This window comes from Rhodococcus sp. T7, assembly GCF_009872365.1.
GTDB lineage: Bacteria > Actinomycetota > Actinomycetes > Mycobacteriales > Mycobacteriaceae > Rhodococcus_F.
Genome location: NZ_WXYH01000193.1, coordinates 1 through 2,008, shown reverse-complemented (window position 1 = coordinate 2,008; position 2,008 = coordinate 1). Strand labels below are relative to the sequence as shown.

Sequence of the window (2,008 nt, the reverse complement as noted above, 5' to 3'; positions counted from 1 at the left end):
ACCGACACCACATCCGACAACCGCCGATCCGAGACCGGCTTCACCCATCCACTCCGAGGCACACCTCATCATAGATGATGAAACCACTAACTGAACGGTATTGCGTTTAAGGGCGTCTAGCGGTGCTTGAAGACGGGCGAACGCTTCTCGACGAACGCCGCCATCCCTTCCTTCTGGTCTTCGGTGGCGAACGTCGAGTGGAACACCCGGCGCTCGAACCGCACGCCCTCGGTGAGCGTGGTCTCGAAGGAGCGGTTCACCGCCTCCTTCGCCATCATCGCGACCGGGAGGGACATCTCGGCGATGGTGGTCGCCGTCTGCAGCGCCTCGTCCAGGAGATCGGCGGCGGGCACGATCCGCGACACCAACCCGGCGCGTTCAGCCTCCTCGGCGTCCATGTTCCGGCCGGTCAGGCACAGTTCCATGGCCTTGGCCTTGCCCACCGCGCGCGTCAGCCGCTGCGAGCCGCCGATGCCGGGAATGACCCCGAGCTTGATCTCCGGCTGACCGAACTTCGCGGTGTCGGCGGCGATCAGGATGTCGCAGAGCATCGCCAGTTCGCATCCGCCGCCGAGGGCGTAGCCCGCGACAGCAGCGATGGTGGGCTTGCGGGCCGCGGCGAGGCGATCCCATGCGGCGAAGAAGTCGTCCAGGTAGACGTCCATGTACGACTTGGGCTGCATCTCCTTGATGTCGGCGCCCGCCGCGAAGGCACGGTCGGAACCGGTGATCAGGATGGCACCGATCGCCGAATCCTTCTCCAACTCCTCCACAGCCGACACGACCTCGCGCATCAGTTCGGAGTTCAGTGCGTTGAGCGCTTTCGGACGGTTGAGGGTGATGATCCCAACCCGGCCCTTGCGCTCGAGGAGAATGGTCTCGAAGTCGGTCACTGCTCTCCCTCGGTGGAACGTTCGCGAATGTCGTTGATGATGGCCGAGAAGTCCTGGCCACCACCGCCGGCGGCGTGGAACCGGCTGTACAGCTCGGCGGCGCGGAGCCCGAGTTCGGCCTCGACGCCGTTGGTCTTCAGCGCGTTCGCGGCGAGACCGAGATCCTTGTCCATCAGTGCTGCGGCGAAGCCCGGCTGGTAGTCGTTGTTGGCCGGGCTCGTCGGAACCGGTCCGGGCACAGGACAGTTGGTGGTGAGCGCCCAGCACTGACCCGACGCGTTGGATGCGACGTCGAACAGCGCCTGGTTGCTCAGGCCCAGCTTCTCGCCGAGGACGAACGCCTCGCTGACGGCGATCATCGACACACCGAGGATCATGTTGTTGCAGATCTTCGCGGCCTGACCGTTACCCGGGTCGCCGCAGTGGACGACCTTCTTGCCCATCACGTCGAGCAGCGGCTTCGCGGATTCGAAGTCGTCCGCCGTGCCGCCGACCATGAACGCGAGAGTCCCCGCGGTCGCGCCGACGACGCCACCGGAGACGGGTGCGTCCACCGAACGGTGTCCGGCCTGGACGGCCTCGTCGTGCGCCGCGCGGGCGTCCGCCACGTCGATGGTGGACGAGTCGATGAACAGGGTGCCCGGTTTCGCGGCGGGCAGGATCTCCGCATAGAGCCCGAGAACGTGCTTGCCGCTCGGCAGCATCGTGATCACGACGTCCACCTCACTCACGGCCTCGACGGCCGAATCGGCGACGGTGACACCATCTTCCACTGCCTGCTCGAGTGCGGCGGGTGCGAGGTCGAAGCCGACCACCGTGTGTCCCGCCTTGACGAGGTTGGCCGCCATGGGGCCACCCATGTGACCGAGTCCCAGAAATCCGACGGTAGTGCTCATTGCAGTCCCTCCTGGACGCTTGTGGCTGGTGGTCAGCGTTGCGGTTGCGGGGCCGTGAGGCCGAGTTCGAGGTCGCCGAGGGGCGCGAAGAACTGTGCGACGTCGGCGTCGGTCACCTCGTCGATCGTCGCGGGCGACCAGCGCGGGTTGCGGTCCTTGTCGACGACCTGCGCCCGGATCCCCTCGACCAGATCGGCCGAACCCAGGCACGCCACGGAC

General features: G+C 66.4%; 3 protein-coding genes. All 3 read right to left on the bottom strand.

What is annotated here, in order from left to right; translation table 11 throughout:
• Window positions 1–116: 116 nt before the first annotated feature.
• Window positions 117–893: an enoyl-CoA hydratase gene (locus MLGJGCBP_RS18940; RefSeq protein WP_087558286.1), complete on the bottom strand. Its 777-nt coding sequence runs from the start codon at window positions 891–893 to the stop codon at window positions 117–119.
• Window positions 890–1,789: a 3-hydroxyisobutyrate dehydrogenase gene (gene mmsB, locus MLGJGCBP_RS18935; RefSeq protein WP_160097566.1), complete on the bottom strand. Its 900-nt coding sequence runs from the start codon at window positions 1,787–1,789 to the stop codon at window positions 890–892. The genes MLGJGCBP_RS18940 and mmsB overlap by 4 nt, the downstream gene beginning before the upstream one ends.
• Before the next feature lie 32 nt (window positions 1,790–1,821).
• Window positions 1,822–2,008, bottom strand: a 187-nt coding sequence (locus tag MLGJGCBP_RS18930) for an enoyl-CoA hydratase/isomerase family protein (protein ID WP_201453123.1), incomplete at its 5' end; no start/stop codon positions are given.